General features: G+C 46.6%; 19 protein-coding genes. 17 read left to right on the top strand and 2 right to left on the bottom strand.

All coding sequences use genetic code 11. The features are described 5' to 3' along the window. Positions 1-12 precede the first annotated feature (12 nt). From frr to H9L42_RS13015, 9 genes are all read left to right on the top strand, one after another. Entirely contained in the window at positions 13-570 is a 558-nt protein-coding gene (gene frr, locus H9L42_RS13055; RefSeq protein ID WP_187303849.1) for a ribosome recycling factor, read from the top strand. Between the two features lie 75 nt (positions 571-645). After that, positions 646-1,368: an isoprenyl transferase gene (locus tag H9L42_RS13050; protein WP_187303848.1), complete on the top strand. Its 723-nt coding sequence runs from the start codon at positions 646-648 to the stop codon at positions 1,366-1,368. 8 nt (positions 1,369-1,376) lie between these two features. Next, entirely contained in the window at positions 1,377-2,159 is a 783-nt protein-coding gene (locus tag H9L42_RS13045; protein WP_187303847.1) for a phosphatidate cytidylyltransferase, read from the top strand. 5 nt (positions 2,160-2,164) lie between these two features. Then, positions 2,165-3,310: a 1-deoxy-D-xylulose-5-phosphate reductoisomerase gene (locus H9L42_RS13040; RefSeq protein ID WP_187303846.1), complete on the top strand. Its 1,146-nt coding sequence runs from the start codon at positions 2,165-2,167 to the stop codon at positions 3,308-3,310. A gap of 21 nt (positions 3,311-3,331) precedes the next feature. Then, positions 3,332-4,339, top strand: coding sequence for an RIP metalloprotease RseP (rseP, locus tag H9L42_RS13035; protein ID WP_187303845.1), 1,008 nt, complete (start codon positions 3,332-3,334; stop codon positions 4,337-4,339). Positions 4,340-4,351: 12 nt separating this feature from the next. Beyond that, positions 4,352-5,422 carry a flavodoxin-dependent (E)-4-hydroxy-3-methylbut-2-enyl-diphosphate synthase gene (gene ispG, locus H9L42_RS13030; protein WP_187303844.1) on the top strand — a complete coding sequence of 357 codons (1,071 nt, stop codon included), beginning with the start codon at positions 4,352-4,354 and terminating at the stop codon, positions 5,420-5,422. Beyond that, on the top strand, positions 5,419-9,192 hold the full coding sequence (locus tag H9L42_RS13025) for a PolC-type DNA polymerase III (RefSeq protein WP_187303843.1): 3,774 nt from the start codon (positions 5,419-5,421) through the stop codon (positions 9,190-9,192). Before ispG ends, H9L42_RS13025 begins: the two co-directional genes overlap by 4 nt. Positions 9,193-9,288: 96 nt before the next feature. Next, on the top strand, positions 9,289-14,070 hold the full coding sequence (locus tag H9L42_RS13020; RefSeq protein WP_187303842.1) for an Ig-like domain-containing protein: 4,782 nt from the start codon (positions 9,289-9,291) through the stop codon (positions 14,068-14,070). A gap of 157 nt (positions 14,071-14,227) precedes the next feature. Further along, positions 14,228-14,542: a helix-turn-helix domain-containing protein gene (locus H9L42_RS13015; RefSeq protein ID WP_346726320.1), complete on the top strand. Its 315-nt coding sequence runs from the start codon at positions 14,228-14,230 to the stop codon at positions 14,540-14,542. Positions 14,543-14,592: 50 nt separating this feature from the next. Here H9L42_RS13015 and H9L42_RS13010 read toward each other — a convergent pair whose 3' ends face one another. Continuing rightward, on the bottom strand, positions 14,593-14,985 hold the full coding sequence (locus H9L42_RS13010; protein WP_187303840.1) for a helix-turn-helix domain-containing protein: 393 nt from the start codon (positions 14,983-14,985) through the stop codon (positions 14,593-14,595). Positions 14,986-15,202: 217 nt separating this feature from the next. On the opposite strand from H9L42_RS13010, the gene H9L42_RS13005 reads away from it, so the two are divergent. The 4 genes from H9L42_RS13005 (at position 15,203) to H9L42_RS12990 (ending at position 18,429) form a co-directional block, all read left to right on the top strand. Further along, entirely contained in the window at positions 15,203-15,760 is a 558-nt protein-coding gene (locus H9L42_RS13005; RefSeq protein WP_187303839.1) for an RNA polymerase sigma factor, read from the top strand. Between the two features lie 72 nt (positions 15,761-15,832). Further along, a complete protein-coding gene (locus H9L42_RS13000) occupies positions 15,833-16,504 on the top strand; it encodes a uracil-DNA glycosylase (protein ID WP_187303838.1) in 672 nt (223 codons plus the stop codon). A 14-nt stretch (positions 16,505-16,518) separates the two neighbouring features. Then, positions 16,519-17,046 (top strand): LemA family protein, encoded by a 528-nt coding sequence (locus H9L42_RS12995; RefSeq protein WP_187303837.1) that lies wholly within the window; start codon positions 16,519-16,521, stop codon positions 17,044-17,046. 45 nt (positions 17,047-17,091) lie between these two features. Further along, positions 17,092-18,429 (top strand): Na+/H+ antiporter NhaC family protein, encoded by a 1,338-nt coding sequence (locus H9L42_RS12990; protein WP_187303836.1) that lies wholly within the window; start codon positions 17,092-17,094, stop codon positions 18,427-18,429. Positions 18,430-18,496: 67 nt separating this feature from the next. Here the strand turns inward: H9L42_RS12990 and H9L42_RS12985 are convergent, their stop codons facing one another. Continuing rightward, the gene (locus H9L42_RS12985; RefSeq protein WP_187303835.1) at positions 18,497-19,636 is read right to left on the bottom strand and encodes a class I SAM-dependent methyltransferase; all 1,140 of its coding nucleotides are present in this window, start codon (positions 19,634-19,636) and stop codon (positions 18,497-18,499) included. 238 nt (positions 19,637-19,874) lie between these two features. On the opposite strand from H9L42_RS12985, the gene H9L42_RS12980 reads away from it, so the two are divergent. The 4 genes from H9L42_RS12980 to tig all read left to right on the top strand — a co-directional run bounded on the left by H9L42_RS12980 (position 19,875) and on the right by tig (position 24,079). Continuing rightward, positions 19,875-21,254: a PhoH family protein gene (locus tag H9L42_RS12980; protein ID WP_187303834.1), complete on the top strand. Its 1,380-nt coding sequence runs from the start codon at positions 19,875-19,877 to the stop codon at positions 21,252-21,254. Positions 21,255-21,329: 75 nt separating this feature from the next. After that, the gene (locus tag H9L42_RS12975) at positions 21,330-21,971 is read left to right on the top strand and encodes a Crp/Fnr family transcriptional regulator (RefSeq protein WP_187303833.1); all 642 of its coding nucleotides are present in this window, start codon (positions 21,330-21,332) and stop codon (positions 21,969-21,971) included. A 118-nt stretch (positions 21,972-22,089) separates the two neighbouring features. Further along, positions 22,090-22,752, top strand: coding sequence for a GTP pyrophosphokinase (locus H9L42_RS12970; RefSeq protein WP_187303832.1), 663 nt, complete (start codon positions 22,090-22,092; stop codon positions 22,750-22,752). A 106-nt stretch (positions 22,753-22,858) separates the two neighbouring features. After that, a complete protein-coding gene (gene tig, locus H9L42_RS12965; RefSeq protein WP_187303831.1) occupies positions 22,859-24,079 on the top strand; it encodes a trigger factor in 1,221 nt (406 codons plus the stop codon). The last annotated feature ends 158 nt before the right edge of the window (positions 24,080-24,237 follow it).

Here is a 24,237-nt window from a genome sequence, read left to right as displayed (position 1 = left end):
GGAGGTAGCGAAATGGCGATTAATGTTGAGGAAATTTTACAAACGAAAATTGAAAAAAGCAAACATCATTTAAAAGAGGAATTGACGACTGTAAGAGCGGGAAAGGCTAACGCGGCCTTAGTTGATCGGGTGATGGTCGATTATTACGGCTCCCCGACTCCACTGAAAAGCCTGGCGAATATTTCGGTACCGGATCCAAGGACGCTGATGATCTCGCCGTTTGATCCAAAGTCCATTCCGGAAATTGAAAAAGGAATTAACAAGGCGGATATCGGGATCACACCGGCAAATGACGGAAAGGTAATTCGGCTGACCATTCCGCAGGTGACCGAGGAGCGGAGAAAAGAACTGAATAAAACCGTTAAAAAAATGGGAGAAGAAACAAAAGTCGCAATCCGCAATTTGAGAAGAGAGGCCAACGACGAGCTGAAGAAGGAAGAGAAAAACGGAGAACTGACCGAAGATGATTTGAAGGGCGAAATGGAAGAAGTGCAGAAGATCATCGACAAGGCGGTAAAAGACGTGGACGCCATGATCGCGGATAAAGAAAAGGAAATCATGGAAGTATAAGTAACGAAGGAATTGACAGAATCAACAGACAGGATGTGGTTAAATTTAGCCACATCCCTTTAATAGGGGAACTTTATGTTAGACAAAGAGCGGATGCCGCGGCATGTGGCGATCATTATGGACGGCAACGGAAGATGGGCGAAAAAACGGGGTCTCCCGCGGGTAGCGGGTCATAACGCGGGAATGAAGACCATGAAAAAAATTGTGGATCACTCCGACAAGCTGGGAATTGAATATCTGACGGTTTATGCCTTTTCCACAGAAAACTGGAAGCGTTCCATAGCGGAAGTGTCCGGAATCTTTAAGCTGCTGGTGACGTATGTGAACAGCGAGCTAAAAGAACTGGTGGAAAACAACGTTAAGGTAACGGTGCTGGGTGATTACAGGCAGATCCCTTCCGATGCGGAGAAGAGTCTGGAAAAGACACTGGAAGCAACGAAAAATAATACAGGGCTGCGTTTCAATATTGCCCTCAATTACGGCAGCCGGGATGAAATCCGCAGAGCGGTGGAGGAAATCGCCCGCGGTGTACAGGCAGGAAACCTGAATCCGGAGGATATTACGGAAGATACCATCAGCGCGCATCTGTTTACGGGAAAACTGCACCTGGATATTCCGGATCCGGAGCTGGTGATCCGCACCAGCGGAGAACTGCGCCTGTCCAATTATCTTCTGTGGCAGACTGCTTACAGCGAACTGGTTTTTTCCGATGTCCTGTGGCCGGACTTTTCACCGGAGGAATACGAAAAAGCGATTGAAGAATATCAGAGCCGGGATCGGCGTTTCGGCGGGAGGTAAATGTCAAAATGAAAACGAGAATTTTATCAGGCCTGATCATGGCGCCTCTGCTGATTGTCCTTTTTTTGGGCGGGTATGTGCTGCTGGCGGCCTGCTTTGTCATCGGAGTGATGGCGGTAAAAGAATTCTATGACGGATTCGGGAACATGGGAATCCGGCCCAGTTATGTTACCGCCTATGCGGCGATTTTGGGTCTTTATGCCATCAATATGTTTACAAGCGATTACCATTGGTATATGGTGTGGTTTTTCGGGTGCGTAGTCGCCAGCCTGCTGTATCTGTTCCGTATTGAGGAACGCAGGCTGGAGGACGCTATGGCCACGATTACGGGAATTTTTTATGTAATCTTCTTCTCCTATCATGTTCTTTTAGTAGAGCAGACAGGAGAATATTCGCTGATGCTGTGGCTGATTGTACTGACGGCTTTCGGCACAGATATCATGGCGTATTTTGCAGGCGTTTTCTTTGGAAAACACAAATTATGTCCGAAGATCAGCCCGAAAAAAACAATCGAAGGATCCATCGGAGGAATTCTGGGCAGCGTGATTCTCTGCGGCGTATTCGGGTGGATTTTCATTCCGAGGCTGTTTATTCACTGCCTGATTATCGGAGTCCTGGGCGGCGTGATTTCTCAGTTCGGGGATTTGACCGCTTCCATTTTCAAGAGAAAAATGGGAATCAAGGATTATGGAAATCTGATTCCGGGACATGGCGGAATTTTAGATCGGTTTGACAGCGTGCTGTTTACCGCGCCCATGGTATACTACTATATTTTGCTGATATTAGGATAGAAATGATGAAAACGATTGCAATACTGGGAAGTACCGGCTCCATCGGAACCCAGGCGCTGGATCTGGTGCGGAGAAATCCGGAAAAGTTTTCGGTCTCCGTACTCTCCTGCGGCCGGAGGATCGAAAGGCTGAAAGAACAAATTGAAGAATTTCATCCGCGGATGGTTGTCGTTCAGCGGGAAGAAGACGCCGCGACGCTGGCAATGGAATATCCGAAGCTCCAGGTGGAATACGGGGACAAGGGATTGATTGCGGCAGCGGAAAGCAGCTGCGATCTGGTACTGAATTCCCTGGTGGGAATCCGGGGGATGATTCCGACTTATTACGCGCTGCGGGCAGGAAACGACATTGCCTTCGCCAACAAGGAAACCCTGGTAGCGGGGGGCGAGCTTATCATGCGTACTTCCGAAGAAACCGGCAGGAAGCTTCTTCCTGTGGACAGTGAACACAGCGCGATTTTCCAGTGCCTGCAGCAGAATTCCGGGCAGGCGGTAAGACGGATCCTGCTGACGGCTTCCGGCGGGCCGTTCCGGGGGTATACTCTGGAGCAGCTCCGGGGCGTGACGCTGGATCAAGCGCTGCGGCATCCAAAATGGGATATGGGAAATAAGATCACCATCGACTCCGCGACCATGATGAACAAAGGGCTGGAGATTATCGAGGCAAAATGGCTGTTTGATGTGGATCCGGATCGGATTCAGGTGGTGGTCCATCCTCAGAGCATCGTGCATTCAGCGGTGGAATACTGGGACGGATCGGTTCTGGCTCAGATGGGAAATCCGGATATGCGGATTCCCATCAGCTATGCCTTTTCCTGGCCCGAGCGTCTGGAAAACGATTTTAAGCCGCTGGATTTATTCGCGGAAGGAACGCTGACTTTTGAGCGGCCGGACCCGGAGGTTTTTAAAACGCTGCGCCTGGCGCGGCAGGCATGCAGCCAGGGGGGAACATATCCGGCGGCTCTCAACGGAGCCAACGAAGTATTGGTGCAGATGTTCCTGGAGAAGAAGATCGGGTTTACGGATATTCAGGATACCATTGAAAAGGTGCTGGAAGTACATAAGCCGGAAAATCATCTTACGTTAGAGGGGATACTGGAGGCAGACCGAAAAGCCAGGGAAGCGGCGGTTCGCCTGCTTTCAAAGAATTAAAAGAGAAAGGGAAAAGAGAAAATGACAATCATCTACGCGATTATCATGTTTTGCCTGCTGATTTTCATTCACGAACTGGGGCATTTTATGGCGGCAAAAGCATGCGGGGTCAAAGTCAATGAATTCGCGCTGGGCATGGGACCGGCGATTTTTAAAAAACAAAAAGGGGAGACCCTTTACGCGCTGCGAGCCATTCCTATCGGCGGCTACTGCGCTATGGAGGGAGAAGACGAAGAATCGGAGGACGCGCGGGCTTTTAATAACAAACCGGCCTGGAAGAAAGCGATTATTGTGGTAGCGGGAGCCGCGATGAATCTGATTTTATGTATTCTGTTTCTGATTATTATCGCTCTTTATACCGGGACGGTGACAACGACCATCGATCAGGTGACGGCGGGAAGCCCGGCGGAGGCCGCGGGAATCCAAAGTGGGGATAAGATCGTCGCGGTGGATCAGAAAAAGACAGACGACTGGGCCTCTCTTGTCACCGCCATCGGAACCGCTAAGGAAGAGGTCACTCTTGAGGTTGAGCGTGACGGACAGAATCTGACGCTGACTTCGGAACTGACGGAGGCGGAAGACGGAAGAATGGTGATTGGAATTGTTCCGGTCCGGGAGCATAACGTGCTGACCGCGATAAAAGATGGTACCGTCAATACCTGGAATATGACAAAGATGATGGTGGACACCTTCCGGCAGCTCTTTACAGGAGACGTATCCGTAAAAGAACTGTCCGGGCCTGTGGGAATCGTTTACGCGGTAAACGATACGGCGCAGTACGGATTTGTCTACCTGCTGTATCTGACGGCGCTCATCAGTCTGAATCTGGCGATTGTCAATATGCTGCCCCTGCCGGCTCTGGACGGGGGAAGGCTTTTGTTTATCATCGTGCGTAAAATCACAGGGAAGGCCATTACCGATGAAATGGAAGGAAAGGTTCACTTTATCGGAATTATGCTTCTGTTCGCACTGATGATTTATGTAACCTGGAACGATATTGTCCGGTTTATTGTACCGATATTTAATTAAGTGAGGAAACAGATGACAAAACAAGTGTTTTGCGGAGATGTGAAAATCGGCGGAGGCGCGCCGATCTCCATACAGTCTATGACCAATGTGAATACCGCGGATAAGGCCGCGGCAGGGGCGCAGATTCGTCGTCTTGAGGAGGCGGGCTGCCAGATTGTGCGCCTTGCTGTTCCGGATATGGAGGCGGCGGAAGCGCTGAAGGATCTGAAAAAGCTGGCAAAGGTACCGCTGGTGGCGGATATTCATTTTGACTATCGTCTCGCGCTGGCGGCGATTTCCGCAGGGGCGGATAAGATTCGCATTAATCCGGGAAATATCGGCGGAAAGGAAAAGGTGCGCCGGGTGGCGGACGCGGCAAAAGCGGCGGGAATTCCCATCCGGGTGGGCGTGAATTCCGGTTCTCTTGAAAAGGACATCCTTGAAAAAAACGGGGGGCCTACGGCAGTCGGCCTTGTGGAGAGCGCTCTGCGAAACACCGAGCTTTTGGAGGATCTGAACTTCCATGATATTGTTATTTCCCTGAAATCTTCCGATGTAAAGATGAATTACGACGCTTACCGGATGCTCGCCGCTAAGACGGACTATCCCCTTCATATCGGCGTAACCGAAGCGGGGACCTTATCCAGGGGCAAAGTAAAATCCGCGGCCGGGATCGGCGCGCTGCTGCTTGCCGGAATCGGCGATACCATGCGGGTTTCCCTGACTGCTGATCCGGTGGAGGAAGTGCTGTTTGCCAAAGAGCTTCTGAAGGCTACGGGAATCCGGGAAAGCGGATTTGATCTGGTATCCTGTCCCACCTGCGGAAGAACAAAGGTGGATCTGGAGGCGATTACGCTGCGGATCGAGAAAGCGCTTTCTGCCTGCAAAGAGCCGGCGGACGGAAAAAAGCGGAAAATCGCGGTGATGGGATGCGCGGTCAATGGCCCGGGAGAAGCAAGGGACGCGGATCTGGGAGTGGCCTGCGGCGACGGCAAAGGCGTAATTTTCGCCAGGGGCGAGATCCTCAAAACCGTAGAGGAAGAGGCAATCGCCGAAGAAATGATTCGAATGATACAGGAGGGGAACTTTTTCAGCAAGGTATGAAGACTCTGATAGAAAACAGCATTACATGGGCGCGCCTTTCCGGGCACCCGAAAGAAAATTATACATTCAGCATCGAACGAGCGGTACTGGGCCGTCAGGACAATATCCTGACGATCCGGATACGGCTCAATTTTGTTGTGCCTTTTTCGGATGTGGAAAAGATCGAAGCCATCTGTAAAAGCGAGGTGGAAGGGCTTTCCGGAGTCCGGCTGGAGTTTATTTATGAAGACGTTATTTTAACTCCGAAGGAGGTTATCGCCCTCTTCATCGAGCATATGATCCGGATTGTCAACGGCAGCTACGCGCCGATTACCAAGACGATTTTTCCGGAAAAATTTCAGTTTGAGGACGGCCGTTTAACGATTTACGCGGTAGGGGAGACTTCCGTCGCCCTGTTAAACGAACAGGTAGCCTCCAAATTCCGCCATCTTCTGATGGAGAATTTCGGGATTGAGGCGGATGTTCTCTTTCAAAATCATAAAGAAAGCTGCGAAAAAACCTATCGGGAGATCGAAGAAAAAGAGAAAAAAGACGCGGAGGAAAACAGAAGGCAGCAGCTGAAAGCGGCTCAGAACGCTCCTAAAGAAAGCAGCGGGGGAGGCTTTCGGGAAAACGGCGGCGGAGCTCCCTGGGGCGAGAAAAAACAGTGGAGCCGGAAAAAAGACAGATACGAACCGGTTTCCGGCAACCGGATTATGGGGAAAGCCATTTTCGGCGAGCCGACGCCCCTCGGTGAAATTACAACTGAAAGCGGACAGGTGGTTGTGGAAGGAGTTCTGTTCAAAAAGGCGGAGCGGACCATTAAGAGCGGTTCCAAGCTGATTACCCTTCTGATTACCGATAAGAAAACCTCTCTGTGCGTCAAGTTTTTCGCGCCGGAGCAGAAGTGGATCGATATCGACACTCATCTTGATTCCGGGGATATTGTCAAAATCCAGGGAGACGCGGAGTGGGACACCTTTGATAATGTCCTGACCGTAAAGGCAAAGAGCATTGAAAAAGGCGAAAAACAGTTCCGTCAGGATAACAGTCCGGAAAAGCGGGTAGAACTGCATGTACATACGAAAATGAGCGCCATGGACGGGCTCAACGATGTGAAAAATCTGGTGAAAACCGCGGAAAGCTGGGGGCATAAAGCCATCGCCATCACGGACCACGGCGTGGTACAGGCCTTCCCCGACGCTTCCCATGCCGGAAAGGACATCAAGATCCTCTATGGGGTAGAAGGCTATCTGCTGGAGGACCGGGACTGCATTCGCGAGGACGGAACCATTGACTACAAGAAAAAGGGAACCAACCACGTTATTATTCTGGCTCAGAACCGGGCAGGACTGAAAAATCTGTACAAACTGGTTTCCTATTCCCACCTGGACTATTTTTATAAAAAGCCGCGGATGCCTAAATCCGTGATTGAAAAGCACAGAGAAGGCCTTATTATCGGATCGGCCTGCGAGGCGGGAGAGCTTTACCAGGCGGTGCTCCATAAGGAAAGCGAAGAGGAAATCAAACGCCTTGTGGATTTTTACGATTATCTGGAGATTCAGCCTCTGATTAACAACCAGTTCCTGATTAACAACGGAACCGTTAAAAATATGGAACAGCTGATGGAAATCAACCGGGAAATCGTAGCCCTGGGGGAAAAATACGGAAAACCGGTCGTTGCCACCTGCGATTCCCATTATTTTGACGAGGAAGAAGCCCTGTACCGCCGGATTCTCATGGCAGGCCAGGGGTTTAAGGATGTAGAGGGAGACAAGGGCCTGTATTTCCGGACCACTGAGGAAATGCTGGAAGAATTTCAATACCTGGGTGAGGAGACGGCCCGCAAGGTGGTCATCGAAGCGCCCAACGCTATTGCCGACCGGATTGAGCGCATGATGCCGGTGCCGGAAGGAAAGTTTCCTCCCAAGATCGATCATTCGGATGAAATTCTGCGGGAAAAATGCGAGAAGCGGGTTGTCGCCATGTACGGCGATCCGGTGCCGCAGGAGATCCGCGCGCGGCTGGATAAGGAACTGAATTCCATTATTAATAACGGTTATTCGGTTATGTACATGGCGGCGGAGATGCTGGTACAGAAATCCATGGAGGACGGCTATCTGGTAGGCTCCAGAGGGTCAGTCGGATCCTCTTTTGTCGCCACCATGTCCGGGATTACGGAAGTAAACCCCCTGGAGCCCCATTATCTGTGCCCCAACTGTAAACACCTGGAATGGGGCGATAAGGAAAAATATGACTGCGGAGTCGATATGCCGGAAAAATACTGTCCGGTCTGCGGAACCAAATACAATCAGGAGGGGTTTTCCATTCCTTTCGAGACCTTCCTGGGATTTGAAGCGGACAAAGAGCCGGATATTGACCTGAACTTCGCCGGAGAATACCAGGCCACCGCCCACAAATTCGTAGACGAGATTTTCGGCGCGGAGAATGTCTATAAGGCGGGAACTATCGGCACGATTCAGGGCAAGACCGCTTACGGTTATGTAATGAAATACTTTGAGGAGCGCCAGCTCCCCATCAACAAGTTTGAAGCGGATCGGCTGACAAGCTGCTGCGAAGGTGTGCGGAGGACTTCCGGCCAGCATCCGGGAGGCATCATCATCGTGCCCCGGGGCCATGAGATTTATGAGTTCTGTCCGGTCCAGCATCCGGCAAACGATGTGAATTCGGACATTGTCACCACTCACTTTGATTACCATTCCATCGATCAGAACCTTTTGAAACTGGATATTCTGGGTCACGATGTGCCGTCCATGATCCGTCAGCTCCAGGATATGACCGGAGTGGATCCCCTGAAAGTACCGCTGAAAGACGAAAAGGTCAACAGTATTTTCAATGGGATTGACGGACTGGACATCAAAGACCCGGATTACAAATTTACCCATGGAAGCTACGGGATCCCGGAATTCGGCACCAGCTTTACCCGCAAGATGCTGGATGATACCAAGCCGACAAAATTCGCGGATCTGGTACGGATTTCCGGATTTTCCCACGGTACGGACGTGTGGCTGAACAACGCTCAGGAGCTGATTGTCAGCGGAACCGCGACTATGAAGGACGCCATTTCCACCCGTGACGACATTATGAACTATCTGCGCCTGAAGGGACTCCCCAATAAAGACGCCTTTACCATTATGGAAAAGGTCAGAAAGGGAAAAGGCCTGACTCAGGAGCAGGAGGATCTGATGCGGGAGCATCATGTGCCGGACTGGTATATCGGTTCCTGTAAAAAGATTAAATACATGTTCCCACGGGCTCACGCGGTGGCCTATGTAATGATGTCCTACCGGATTGCCTATTATAAAGTATATTACCCGCCGGAATTCTACGCGGTTTACTTTACCACCAAGGCGGCGGACTTTGATGAAAAGACGATCCTGCGGGGTTCTCTTGCGGTTCAGGAAAAAATGGACGATATCATAACCAAGGGAAACAACGCTTCCAAAAAAGAAGAGGCGGAGATGATCGTTTTGGAGGTGGCTTACGAAATGTACGCGAGAGGTTATGAGTTTCTTCCCGCGCGCCTTGGAATCTCCGATGGAATCAAGTTCGGCACAAAGGATGGAAAGGTCGTGCTCCCCTTTGTGGCGGTTTCCGGCGTGGGAGAGACGGCCGCCAGATCCCTTGCCGATGAATACAAGGTGCGTCCGTACGAGACCGTGGATGAAATTCGGGAACGGGCGAAAATCAATAAAACCGCAATCGAAGAGCTGCGGGAACACGGTGTGCTGGAAGGACTTCCGGAGACGGATCAGCTGAGTTTGTTTTAAGTTGAGACGATAATATTCAAAAAAATATAAATAATCAGAAAGTGTGTGTTATAATAAATGAAACGTGGGTAGGAAGTAAAAGAAAGGAACAGACTTATGAAAAAAATTTTAAGAGGAATGCGATTCGCGATTCTGCTGGGATGTATCCTTTTTTGTACGGCAGGAGTCGCGTCAGCAGAGGACAGCGGCTTTGAAGGCGGCGATGGTTCCAGAGAAAATCCATATCAGATTGCGACCAAGGAACAACTTTGGCGCGCGCTGGAAAACAAACAACGGGACGATTCTTATATTTTGCTGAATGATCTGTTTTTTACAGAAGAAGAGTTTCAGGAAGGCGGCGCGTTTTATAATGGAGGAAGATTTTGGGATGGAATTGGAGGATTCAATTACTACCAAGGGGATTTCAACGGAAATGGACACACGATTAAGGGGCTGAAGATGAAAGAAGAGTATGGGTTTATTAATGACCTTGATTCTAAGGCTTCTGTAAGAAACCTTTATTTGGAAGACGTATACAAAATGAAGGCAAGCGGTGGTGTGATCACGCATTCCAACAGGGGAACGATCCAAAATTGTTATGTGAGCGGGGTGATTGATGGCACACAGAGAGGAGGGAACCTAGGCGCAATCGCGGGCGTGAATAAAGAAAGCGGGAGAATTGGAGAATGTTATAATTCAGCAGATATTCAGGCGGGATCGAGTACTGTTGGTGGAATCGCGGCTAGGAATTCAGGTGGAAAAATTGAAAATTGCTATAATATAGGAAATGTTCTCCTCAAATGTTCAGAATCCGATGTTTGGGTCGAAAATGGTGGAATTGTAGGAGCAACGAAGAATGGAACCATTAAAAATTGCATGAATCTTGGTTTTTTAAATCTGTCTCACAATGTTCTGCCGGGCGGAATTGCAGGGGAGTCAGATGGAACTCAAATTATTAACTGCTATTCAATCTCTAATTTTACGTCAAATGAGCTGGGGGAAGAGCTGGATCTGGAACAGCTGCGAGAAAAAGACGTTTATAAAGGCTTTGACTTTACGGATGTGTGGTGTATGGATTCAGAGAGTACATATCCTTTTCCATATTTAAAACAGCAGGGGCAGCCGGTCATCAGCAGAGGCTTGGAATGGGAGAGCGGAGGAAACGGGACCAATATTGATCCATATATAATTAAGACGACTTCCGATCTTGACAGAGTACGGGAAGCGCTAACTTCCTGTTTTGTTTTGGAACGAGATCTTAATTTCTCAGACTCTGATTTCCAAGAGGGCGGCGCTTTTTTTAATGACGGGAAGAAATGGATTGCGATAGGGGACGGTAATCCGAACTATACACCTGAAAATTATCCCTTTGTCGGTAAACTGGATGGAAATGGGAAAACGATAAGAGGAATTCATAATCAACGTGGAGGAGGAGTTTTTGCGGTAAGCGAGGGTACGATTCAAAATCTGTCAATCGAAGAATTTCACATAGAGGGAGTATCCAACGCTGTTGGATGTTTTGCCGGAGCAAATAGAGGGCTCATTGAGTTCTGTAATAGCAAAAGTGACTTAAGTGTAACCTGTGAGAGCAATTATTGGGATGATGTAGGAGGAATCGCAAGTTATAATTATGGAACGATTCGAAACTGTACAAATACTGGAGATATCACAAATCTTGACGGAGACACAGCAGGCGGAATTGTAGGAACGAATTATGAAGGCAAAATAGAAAACTGTTGGAATTCAGGAAAGATATCCGCAGCGATCGCAGGAGGCATCATCGGATATGAACGCGCGAAACATTCCGTGCAAAATGTTTTTAACTGTGGAAATGTCGGAGGCGGCAGACAGGCAGGAGGGATTATCGGTGATCTTTTTGTAGATAATGAAGAGGCACATCTTTTAAATGCGTATAACATTGGGTGTGTTGGCGCCTCGGAACGGTCAGGTGCAGTGACAGTTACAGATAATAGAGCAACGAACTATGTGGAGAAAAATTCCGTGTATGTACTGGAAGAACAGTTTTGGGAAGGCGCAAGTCTGATGTCCGAAAGGGAAGCAAAGCTACAAAAAAACTATGAAGGTTTTGATTTTGGGCAGACCTGGATTCTGGACACAGAATGTGGATATCCGTATCCTTATTTAAAAGGTATGGAACTTCCGGATCCGGGAAATACAAGTGATCTATTCGAGAAAGGAAAAGGCACCCTAGATGATCCATATTGTATTTCTTCAAAAGAGGAATTGAATCATATTCGGGAAGATTCGGCAAATTATTTTCTGCTGACCGAAAATCTGGAGTTCACGAATGCGGATTTTGAAGAAGGCGGGGATTATTATAATGATGGAAGCGGATGGATTCCAATTAGCAACGAGCGGACCAAATTGATGAAAGCTTATCATTGCGGATTTAATGGGGTGATGAATGGAAACAATAAGGTAATTGCGGGGATTCGGATCAATGCAGCGCAATATGGAGGCGTTTTTTACCACAATGATGGAGTGATTCATAACCTGGATTTCTATAACATTGAGACCACAGGGAGTTGTCAGACGCTGGGAACGATCGCGGGGACAAACAGCGGAAGAATCAGCGACTGCAGCGCCTATGGCACAATTATTGCGAATAAGAGCGAGAACAGTATTGGGATGGGAGGAATTACGGGAAATAATTCTGGAGAAATCGTAAGGTGTTCCTTTACAGGGACGATAAAATTCTATAATGAGCCAGCTTATTCACGAGTGATAGGGGGGATCGTGGATTATAACGCTGTGGAAGGCCTTATTAAGGACTGCTATGCTCAGCTGGAAGTAAAAGCTCTTGAAACATATGATAGGAATCATTACTGGATCGGCGGGATAGCAAGAAAAAATGTCGGAGCAATCGACTGTGTCTATAGCGCATGCGATTTCAGTGAAGCGGATTCCGCTAAAAATTCATGGGGAATTTCTGGCGGGGCAGGAAGCATAGAACACGCGTATTTTCTGTATGGAGAGCCATCCGGAACGAATAGGGATAAACAATTAACTTCTGAGGAAATGAAACAGAAAGAATCTTATCAAGGGTTTGATTTTGAAAATACCTGGGATATGCTAAAATCGTACAAGTATCCCAAATTACGGGGAAGGAGTACTCTGCAGCTTCAGGGATTAAAGTTTTCAGAGGAATCTTACCTTGTTTCGGTTAATAATGATGTGACAACCAAAATAGAAAAGCAGCCAGCATGCAGTGAAGTAAATATTCAATATACCGTTTCAGATGAAAGCAAAATAACCGTTAATGAAGACGGAGTCCTTACTGGGAAAGCAGAGGGAGAGGCAGTACTTACTGCGACCGATCGGATAAGCGGGAACTCGAACTCTGTCAAAGTAACAATAGAAAGGATTCCCCTAACGGACTTCTATATTTCTTATGACAATATAAATAGTTCAGGTGAGATCGAACTGGAAAATACAGCAAAGATCAACACCAGATATTCTCCGGAGAATGCTTCCGATAAAGAGCTTTCCTATGGTACACTTGATGAAGCTATTGCGGTTACGCAGAGAAATACGGTAATTCCGGTTTCTCCGGGGGAAACGAAAATCACAGCCAGACATGAATCTCTTGCAAAAGAAAAGACACTGCCACTAAAAGTGTATAAAAAGACGGAAGATGTGAAAGCATTCCTCAATGGAAGAGATGTGACCGAATTTTATACGGACAGAAATACGCCGGTTACTTTGACGGCGAAGGTGGCGCCGGAGGATGGAAATCGTAATTTTCAGTTTACCACGAGCGACTGGTATTACGCGGGGATTAACAAGTTTGGTGAGGTCAATCCAAAGCAGACAGGAAAAGTGACACTTTCCGTAAAAAATACGACCAGTGAGAAGAAGGATACCATAGAGCTTCAAATTATAGATTCTCTGCCGGAAACGTTGGAAGCAGATGATATTCAGATGAAGAAAGGAGAATCTCAGAAACTGGAATATACATTTTTGCCGAAGACGCCTCCAATTGCGCCAGATATAGAATCTTCGGATCCGGATATCGCAGTAGTTGATAAAGAGGGAAATATAGAAGCGGTTAATACGGGAACGACCACAATCACCATACGGTCAAACGGCGCGGATCAGTTACAGAAAAAAGTTAAAGTTACAGTGACGGAGGATATTCCTTACTCCATACGGTTTCATCCTAATGGAGGCAGCGGAACAATGCCCGACATGAATATGATTTGCGGCCAAGAAGAGACATTGATAAAAAACCGTTTTACAAGAGCAGGGCATACATTCCGAGGATGGTCCTTTACGCCTAACGGGAAGGCGACAATGGCAGATGGCGAAACGGTAAAGGATCTTGCGGCGGATAAGGGTAAGATCGTTATATTATACGCTCAGTGGGATGTGAAATCTTATAGAGTAAAAGCAGTGAGCGAGGGAAGCAAAAAAGGTCGAATTAGCGGTACTGGGACAAAAGCTTATGAGACAAAAGCAGTTCTGACGGCAAAGCCTCAAAAAGGGCATCGATTTGTTAAATGGGTGGAAGGAGACAGGACCGTATCAACAAATTATCAGTACTCTTTTTATGTAACAGAGGATCGCACGTTGAAAGCTGTTTTCGCAGAGATAAAACGACCAAAGGTTACGTTAAAACCGATAGGCAGATCCAAGATTAAGGTAAAGTATACATCGGTCAGCGGCGCGTATCAATATCAGATTTACCGCTCTGCGAAAAGAAACAAAGGGTATAAACTGGTGAAAACCGTTTCTTCCTCCCAAAAGTCCTGGACAAATAAAAAACTGAAAAGGAACAAAAAGTATTATTATAAAGTAAGGGTAAAGTGTAAAGCAGGTAATATTTATACCTACAGTGAATTCAGCCGCATAAAAAGCAAGCGTGTAAAAAAGTATTGAGTGGAAATAAAGTCAAACAAAAAAGAGGCAAAAAACAGCCTCTTTTTTGTTTGCAGAGAATAATTGAAATACAGGTACTAAATAGAACCTGTATTATAGACTAAAAAAGAAAGAGGGTTTAGGATAAAATATAGGTATAGAAATGAGGTTATCTGTTGTGAATTATGCACTCGAGAAAATAGAAGCTATATGCTGTAAAAAAGGAATCACAAAATACAAGCTGGCAAAGCAGGCGCAGATTCCATATACAACACTTACAAATATGTTCAAAAAGGATACGATGCCGACTCTTCCGACGCTACAGAAGATTTGTGAGGGTTTGGATATTACCATGTCGCAGTTCTTTTTAGAGGATGAATCCAGAGTGGATTTAACCGAAAAGCAGAAAGAATTGCTCCTGTTATGGGATGATCTTCCCGGGGATCTGCAGTCCAGGGTGATCGGCTATCTGGAAGGGTTGAAGGAAAGATAAAAGGGAGTTTGGGTTGCCTGGGGGATCTTGCGGCCTGAACTCCCTCTGAATTAATCATCAAAATAAAACACGTTCTGTTTTTTCATCTGATCTAGTTGGGCCAGTTCTTCGGCACGTTCCAGCAGCCTGCCCTTTGAAAATTCAGAGAGTGAATTATAAAGCATCAGGAGTTTTGTCGTGTCCTGTGTATACTCTTGAAACAGAAAGTATTCTTGAAGAACCGTACGAACGTCATACCTTAGCATGGTATCCATATTGACATGATAAAATTTGCATAATGTATATAGTGTAGCGACATCGGGGAGTCGATCCCCGTGTTCATACTGACAGTACGTTGAACGGCAGATCGAAATTTTTGCGGCCAGCTCGCTCTGACTTAGTTTCGCGTTTTGTCGAAGGATGGATAAATTGTGCGCGACTCGCTGCTGCAGTTCGGTTTTCATGCAGGTCCTCCTTAATTGTGCGTATTCAATGTTCTCTCTTTATAGAGTACAAAATGAGGGAAAAAGGTGCGAAAATACTCTGTTTTTTTTCTTATTTAGACAAATTCCGCTGAAAGGTATGGAAGAATCCTCTTTAAGAGTATTTCGGGAGGCGGAGAAATCAATAAACTATATAAGTAGATAAGAATTATTATTACAGATCAGAGAGGGAGCAACATTGGATATAAAAGAAAAAGAAGCACTACTATGCAGCAAATATAACAATATAAATCGGCTTCTGGCTATTATGAATGTGGAAAAACAGGATCGGGAAGATCTTCTTCAGGATATTTTCATCAAAGCGCTGCGCTCTCTGAAGCAGTTAAAAGATGTGGAGAAGATGGACGCGTGGCTCTGGAGCATTACCAGAAACGAAGTGAATCGTCATTGGCGTCAGGTCATGAAAAACAGGGAATCCCTGCGTTTTCTGGATGCGGAAGAAATTGAAATCAACGTGGCAAGGCGGGATGGAAGCTATTATTTGCGCTTGGCGGACGAACTGGAGCAAATCGGTGATAGGGAACAACTGGCCCGGCTTTTGCGAAAACTTCCGGAAGACGCAATTATCCTTCTGCGGTTGTATTACTATGAAGGTTACAATCTTTCAGAAATTGCGCAGATTACCGGAGAAAGTGAGAATACCGTTAAAAGCAGGCACAGGAGAGCGCTGGAAAAGCTGCGGGATTTCGCCGCGAAGGAAACGGTTATTGAGAATCGGCAGCAGGGAAAACGTTAAAGTTTCAGGCGGACGGCCCTCAGCCTATAAGTATTGCTTGTTTTTTCCAGGTAAGTTCGCTATAATAACAATATGGTGAACATAGGAAATGACTGGGACACGATCCTAGATGGAGAATTTGAAAAAGATTATTATCAGAGATTAAGAACATTTTTGATTAAAGAATACAAGACCCAAACGGTTTATCCGAATATGTATGATATTTTCAATGCGCTGAAATTTACGTCTTATAAGGAGGTAAAAGCGGTTATTTTGGGGCAGGATCCATACCATCAGCCGGGACAGGCTCATGGTCTTTGTTTTTCTGTGCAGAAACCGGTGCCTCCGCCGCCATCGCTTGTAAATATCTTTCAGGAACTGAAAGACGATTTGGGAATCGAACCTCCGAATCACGGATGTTTGGAAAGCTGGGCTAAAAACGGGGTACTTCTTTTAAATACGGTGCTAACCGTTCGGAGAGGGCAATCAAATTCTCATAAAGGGAAGGGATGGGAGATTTTCACGGATCGGGTGATTAAACTTTTGAACGATCGAGAGGATCCCATGGTGTTCATCTTATGGGGAGGAAACGCGAGAGCAAAGAAAGCTCTTATTACGAATAACCGCCATCTGATCCTTGAAGGAGCGCATCCAAGCCCTCTGGGAGCAGGGAGAGGTTTTTGGGGTAAACAATACTTTTCGAAAACCAACGCCTTTCTGCGGCGCTTTGGAAAAGATCCGGTAGAGTGGAAAATTCCGGAGTAAGGGAGGCTGTGTTTATGTCATCAATAAGTATCGTGGCTGCGATTTTTCTGCTGGCGGCTGTATTTGCTTTCTGGCTGATCATGTCCTATAAGGGCTTTGTTCGTTTGCGAAACAGCGCGGAGGAAGCTTTTTTGACTACTGAGGTCTACATGAAAAGAAGGCGGGAGCTTTTGAGCCGATTTGTGAAGCTGGCGGAAAAAAGTCCCGGGGGAGATGATTGGAGAGATATCCTGCGGAATGTTTCCGATGCCGTACAGCTTGCGGAAGCAGCTCAAAGCGCGGACGAACGAATTCTTTGTGAAAGCGCAGTGGCGGAGACCATTGAGACTCTTTTTTTCGCGTTGGATATGGATGAGAAGAGAAAGAAGGATAAAAGCTATCTTCGGCTGAGGCGGCAGATTGAAGAGGCGGATCGGAATATTGCTCATGTGGGCTCTTTTTACAATCGGATTGCGGGCACAATGAATAAAAGGATTCATATGTTTCCAAGTAGTGTGGTTGCAAAGATGTTCCATTTTACTAGTTATCCGCTGATCGGATGATTAGAATACGGAGAATCTGAAAGATATAGAAATGAGGAGCGGATTATGAAAAGACGCGGCTGGGCCCTGCTGCCCTTTATTGTATTTATTGTACTATTTGCCGGAGTAGGAATTATAAGCGGGGATTTCTATGGAATGCCCGCGCTGGTGGCTTTTGTAGCTGCCTTGTTTGTGGGAATGCTGCAGAATAGAAAGCTGACCTTTGACGAGAAACTGTCTATCATAGCGAAAGGCGCGGGAGATGTGAATATCATTACGATGATTCTGATTTTCATTGTTGCGGGAGCTTTTTCCGGAGTGGTGACTGCCGCGGGTGGTGTGGACAGCACCGTTAATTTTGGTCTGTCTGTAATGCCTCCCCAGTTTATGGTTCCGGGGCTATTTGTGATCGGGTGCTTTATTTCTCTCTCCATGGGGACATCGATGGGAACGATTACCGCGCTGGCCCCCATTGCTCTAGGTGTCTCACAGCAGACAGGATTCCCTTTGGCCATCTGCATTGGAGCTGTAGTATGTGGCGCCATGTTTGGAGATAATCTGTCTATGATTTCGGATACAACGATCGCTGCTGTACGGACGCAGGGCTGTGAAATGAAAGATAAGTTTAAGCAGAATTTTTTCATTGTTCTTCCTGCTGCGGTTGTGACGGTGATTCTATTTTTCATTCAGACCCTGGGAATGAGTTATAATTCCCAGGCATCTTACGATTACAACTTTGTCCAGGTGATTCCGTACCTGGTGGTTCTAATCGGCGCGCTGATTGGATTCAATGTATTCCTGGTGCTGATTTCTGGAATTATTCTATCTATGATTGTGGGAGTCGCTTACGGAGAATTTACTTTGCTGGAAAGCTTTACCGCGATCGGTGACGGAATGACTGGTTTGTTTGAAATTTCGATTATTTCTCTGATTGTGGCTTGTATTGTTTCCTTAATTAAGGAGAATGGCGGAATCAATTTGATTATCGATACGATTAAAAAGCGTACAAAAGGAAAACGGGGAGCTGAGTTCGGAATCGCTCTCCTGGTTCTGTTGGTGGATCTTTGCACAGCCAATAATACAGTGGCCATTGTGATGGCAGGTCCAATCGCAAAGGAAATCGGTGATGAGTTTGGCGTGGAACCAAAGAGGGTGGCATCGCTTCTGGATATTTTTGCTTCCGTAGGCCAGGGTTTAATTCCTTATGGCGCGCAGCTTCTGACAGCCGCCGCCCTGGTGGGACTGACTCCGCTGAATATTATTCCAAACCTGTACTATCCGGCGCTGATGGCTGTGTGCGCGATTTTGTTCATCATCTTCAGACCGCAGAATTTTACTCCAAAAGGAAAGAAAGAGGAGGAAAAGGAAATACAGGAAGAGCTTGCGGAAAGAATTAAGCTTTAAAACTAAGAATATGAAAACAGCCGGACAGAAAACATGAGCTTCTGCCCGGCTGTTTTTTATTTTATCACTACAGACTGTCGATGGTGGGGTGCACGCGGTAAAATTCCTTCAGCCGTTCGTATTCCGCTGCCGCCCGGCTGTTTTCTTTTCCATTTTTGACCGCGCGGATCATAATATTTTTTGAAGTGTGTTCCAGGCTGGTAAATTCAATCATTGCCACATCATATCCGCAGGCCTCCAATTTCAGGCCCCGGAGACCGTCAGTAAGAATCTCTGTAAATCGATCTTTGAGAATGCCGTGTTTGAACATGGGTTCGTGAATCTCATTTCGGATCTGTCCAAACAATTCATGCTGGCAGCATGGGACAGAAAGGATGACCTTTGTATTCCATTTCACGGCGTTGATTAAGGCAAAATCTGTGGCTGTATCACAGGCATGGAGGGTGACAACCATGTCAGCGTGATCATTTGTATAGTCCGCGATATCACCCATGAGAAACTTGAGATCGGTGTAATGAAGATCTGCAGCCACCTGATTACAAAAGCGGATGACATCTTCTTTTAGATCCAGCCCGACAATTTCCACATTGCGATTTTGGATGGTCCTAAGGTAGTGGTAAAGCGCGAAGGTCAGATATGCTTTTCCACAGCCAAAATCGATGATACGGAGAGGGCGGGTTTTGTCCTGGGAAAGGCTGGGAAACACATCCTGCAGGATTTCCAGGAACCGGTTGATCTGGCGAAATTTCGAATAGTGCCTGGGAAAGACCTTCCCCTGCGGATTCATAACACCCAGACGGATCAGAAAGTCGCAGGGCGTTCCCTCAGCGATGGTATAATTTTTGATGTGGTTATGGGACAAACTTTCCTGCCGGAGAGTCGCGGGCTTGCGGATGATTCTCGGTCGGTCCGGCTTTGCCGCAAGGAGTTGGACATCCTCCTCCTCGGTAAAAATATTGATCTGCTTGAAATCACGCAGAATAAAGGCGGCGCAGGCTTCCAACGCCTCATCTTCCGCTAGATTTTCATGAATCGCTTTTTTTTCGTAATGAAATTCTGCCTGAAACATCGGTTTGTCCTGCAACAGGACCGGCCGGAGGGTCACTTTTTTATAAGGCAGAGATTTTTTGCGAGGGCTGCTGAATATCATTTTTACCAGAGTGTGCTCAAAAAGAGCAGAATACAGAACCTTTTCCAATTCTTCCATGCTAATTCGCTTCCTTTATCTAAAATGTGATGACATTAGTTTACCACATATGATGGCGGGAGACCAGCTTCATCGGTTGAGTTCTATACTGGAAACCGCGGTATTCTGAATTCTCTTAACGCATATTTAACATGGATTCACGGGATTTTAACAAACAGCTGCTTGTATTTAACAGGGCAGGCGCATACACTTTTATATAAGATGAAACTGAATAAATACAGCGAAAGTGGGGGATTTTATGAAAAAGACGTATGTGCTGGATACGAATGTACTGGTGCAGGCGCCGCATGCGCTCTGGTCCTTTGAAAACAACGATGTGGTTTTGCCGGTCGCGGCACTGGAAGAGCTGGACGGGCTGAAGAAAGCAGAGGGAGAGAAAGGAGCTAACGCAAGACAGGCTATCCGGTTTTTAGAACAGCTCCGCCAGATAGGAGACTTGTCCCGGGGTGTAGAGCTTCCTGACGGCGGTATGCTGAGGCTGGAATTAAACTGTGTAGATATTGAGCTTCCGGACAGCCTGAAAAAAGACAGCCCCGACAATCGAATTCTAAAAGTTTGCAGAGGTTTGGAAAATCAGGGAATTGCCAATATTTTAGTTACAAAGGATATCGTGGTCCGAATCAAAGCGCAGATGATGGGGCTGAAGGCTGAGGATTTTACGACAGAACAGGTTCCGGAATCAAAGCGGCAGTATACGGGCAGAGCGGAGGCCTATGTCGCCGATGAGAAAATGGAAGAATTCAAGGAAAAAGGACTGCTTCCTGAAGATTTGTATGTTATGGGAGAGGACGGAACGCATAAGCCAGTGGAACCGATAGAAAATCAGTTTTTTATTCTGCGCTCGGAACTTTTTGAAAAGAAAACGATGCTTGGAAAATACCAAAAGGGAAAAATTGTCCCCCTTGCTTATGCGAAAGCGCAGCCTTACGGTGTTAAGCCGAGAAACGCGGGGCAGTATTTTCTGCAGGAAGCTCTTATGATGGATGCGGAAGAAGCGCCGCTGGTTATTGTAAAAGGTATGGCGGGAACAGCGAAAACTTTTTACACGATGGCAGTAGGGCTTTCAAAAGTTCTGGAAAATATTCCTCCGGAATATCGGAAGATTTTGGTATGCAGATCAAACGCCCAGTTTGACAAAGAGATCGGGTTCCTTCCTGGAACGGAACAGGAAAAAATTTCTCCTTTGCTGCGGCCGGTAATCGACAACTTGGAAGTGCTGTTGAGCCAGGAGGACAAAACCGGCACGTCTATGCTCGAAGACGAAAAGGAACTGCGAGGAAAAATTGATTATCTCTTTGACGCGGGGATTGTAACGGCAGAGGCGATTAATTTTATCAGAGGGCGTTCTATCTCTCATACTTGGCTTGTAATAGACGAGGCGCAGAATCTGAGCCCGATTCAGGCGAAGGGTATTATTACCCGCGTGGGAAAAGGTACAAAGGTGATACTTCTAGGAGATCCGGAACAAATCGATCAGCCTTTCTTAGATGAGAGGACAAACGGGCTCAGCTTTGCGGCAGAAAAGATGAAGGGTAGTCCGCTGTGCGTTCAAATTACGATGAACGCCAATGAGTGTGAGCGCTCTGACCTGGCATGGGACGCCGCCCAGAGAATGTAGATAAATTTGACTTGGCGCCTTTTCTACAGTATACTCGAAGAAAAAAGTTGTATTTACAACAGAAGTGGGGAGTTTATGGAAACATCCAGATTATTTGAAGGTATACAGGAAGCGGAGATAAAGGCGCTTTTAAACTGTCTTTCTGCGAAAGAGCAGTGCTTTTCTAAACATGATTTTGTTCTGAACGCGGGTATCTCAAACCCTGTGACCGGAATGGTGGAGACAGGGACTCTTCAGATTATAAAGGAAGATTACTGGGGAAACCGGGCGATTATTGAAGTTATAGGGCCAGGCGATATTTTCGGAGAAGCCTTTGCCTGCGCGGAAATCGTACCGGTACCCATCAGTGTCGTTGCCGCGGAGCAGACCAGAGTACTTCTTTTTGATTACCAGAAGCTTTTAACAACTTGCCCTTCTTCCTGTGAATTCCATTCAAAAGTGATCAAAAATATGACAAGAATCCTCGCGGAGAAAAATATTATGTTGATGCAGAAGATGGAGCATATTACAAAGCGCTCAACTAGGGAAAAGCTTTTATCTTATTTGTCAACACAGGCTTTTATGAAAAAAAGCAGCAGCTTTGATATCCCTTTTAACCGCCAGGAACTGGCTGATTATCTGTCCGTAGATCGGAGCGCTATGTCTGCGGAACTTTCCCGGATGCGGGGCGAAGGTATGATCGACTTTAAAAAGAATCATTTCACACTCCTCCAGTGAAACAGAGTTCGCTTTTATGAAATTTTAAGAAAACCTCTATACAAAAAAGAGGGATTTTAGTGTACAATAATTATAATTGTGTAATTACTGAGAACTAAGACAGGAGAACGAAAACAAAATGATCATTGAAAAAAAAGATAATTTTCATTTAGATGAAGATGTGGTTCCGGGAGCTTTAAAACCGCTGATGGAAGAATTTCAGGATTTTATTCTGCTCAGAAACACATATCATGCGGCGATACGGGAGGTCAGTACAAAGCTGGAAATTTTGGACGATGAGTTTCAAGTGCGCTATGATTATAACCCGATCCATCATATGGAGTGCAGATTGAAATCCCCCCGGAGCCTTTTTGAAAAATTGGAGAGGAAAGGGCTGGAGATTGAGATCGCGTCCATTTATCAAATCACGGATATGGCTGGAATTCGGGTAATCTGCAACTATATTGATGATGTATACGCGGTAGCTTCCTTGCTGCTCAAACAGGACGACATCAAATTGATCCGGCGGAGAGACTACATAAAAGAACCGAAGGAAAGCGGATATCGCAGTCTTCATCTGGTGGTGGAAATTCCGGTCTTTCTGTCGGATAAAACAGAGATGGTGCCGGTGGAGATTCAGCTGCGGACCATTGCTATGGACACTTGGGCCAGTCTGGAGCATGAACTGAAATATAAGCGCAGCGGTGGAATTACGCCGGAAATGGAAGAAGAATTGAAAGACTGCGCCAATGCTATGGCGGAAGTAGACCGGAGGATGGAAGAGATCCACAAAGCGCTCTGATACAAAAGTATTGTGGCGGCTGTGTGAAGAATAGGAACAGGTTCTTTTCAATGTGTGCAAGATGTGTTAGAATCTGATAAATTATGAAAAAAGGAAAGAGGATATTATGAAAAAAAGAATCATTCCGTTTGTGTTAATGATGTGTTTGGCTGTCAGTCTGGGGCTTACCGGATGCGGCAGCGATAATCCTTACAGCGGGTACGATTTATCCGAGTATGTGAAAACGGCAAACTATAAGGGCTTGGAAATGGAGAAAATCGAAGTGTCGGTTTCCGATGAGGAGGTCAGCACGCAGGTAGAAGCGAATGTGGAAGATACGAAGACAACGGAAGAAGTAAAAGAAGGAACCGTCGCTAAAAACGATACCGTCAATATTGATTATGAAGGAAAAATTGACGGAGAGACCTTTTCCGGCGGCAGCGCGGAAGACACGGATTTGACCATCGGATCCGGACAATTCATTGACGGATTCGAGGACGGGCTTATCGGAAAACCGGTAGGATCCACCCAGACCCTGAACCTGAAGTTCCCGGATGACTATAACAGCTCGGAAGTAGCCGGTAAGGATGTGGTATTTACAGTAACGATTAACCACATTGTCAAAGAAACGATTCCGGAGTATAATGACGCGTGGGTAGCGGACAACAGCGATGTGGAGACAACTGCCGAATATGAACAGCAGGTCAGAGACGAACTTTACAAGGAAAAAGAAGACCAGGCCAAAAGTGATGCCATCAGCGATCTCTGGAGCCAGGTGGTGGAAAGCTCCGAAGTCATCAAATATCCGGAAGACGAAGTAAACAAATATGTGGAAGAGATCGAGACCCAGTATCAGGCTATGGCGGATAACAATGGCATGGAACTCAAAGATCTCTGGGAGCAGTACGGAATTGAATCCGAAGAGGAGTACAATACTGAGAATAAAGAAACGGCCCAGGCCTATGTGAAAGAGCAGATGGTCATGTATGATATCGCGGAAAAGGAAGATCTGAGCTATACCGATGAAGAAGAGGACGAACTCAGAACACAGCTGGAAGACGCGGGTTATCAGGACGATGAGACGTTTGTGGAGACATTTGGGCAGGATATGGATACCTATATTGAACTTGCGCTGACCTTTAACAAAGTCGGCGAGTTTATCTATGACAACGCGAAGGTTGCGGGAGAAGAAACAGAGTCCACGCAGGAAACTCAGTCTGAGCAGACGACAGAGGCAACTGAGGCAACTCAGGCTGAACCCTCACCGGAGGAAGATATGAGCCAGCAGGATGACGCGGGTGCGGATGACGCCACATCGAATGATCAGCCTGGCGGAGCGGACGCTTAATGAAGGGATGAAACCTGAAAAACGGCAGAAAAATCGGAAGGTGACTTGTAAAAATAACGTCCAGTTTGTAAGAGTAAAATCCATGTTGTAAGAGTTAAGTCTACAGGATGGATTTTACTTTTACAAAAATAGAGAATTATGGATGGATTTGTGCCGGT

This window comes from Zhenpiania hominis, from assembly GCF_014333425.1.
GTDB lineage: Bacteria > Bacillota > Clostridia > Peptostreptococcales > Anaerovoracaceae > Hominibacterium > Hominibacterium hominis.
The sequence above is the reverse complement of the archived record's forward strand: the minus strand, read 5'-3'. Positions and strand labels throughout refer to the sequence as shown.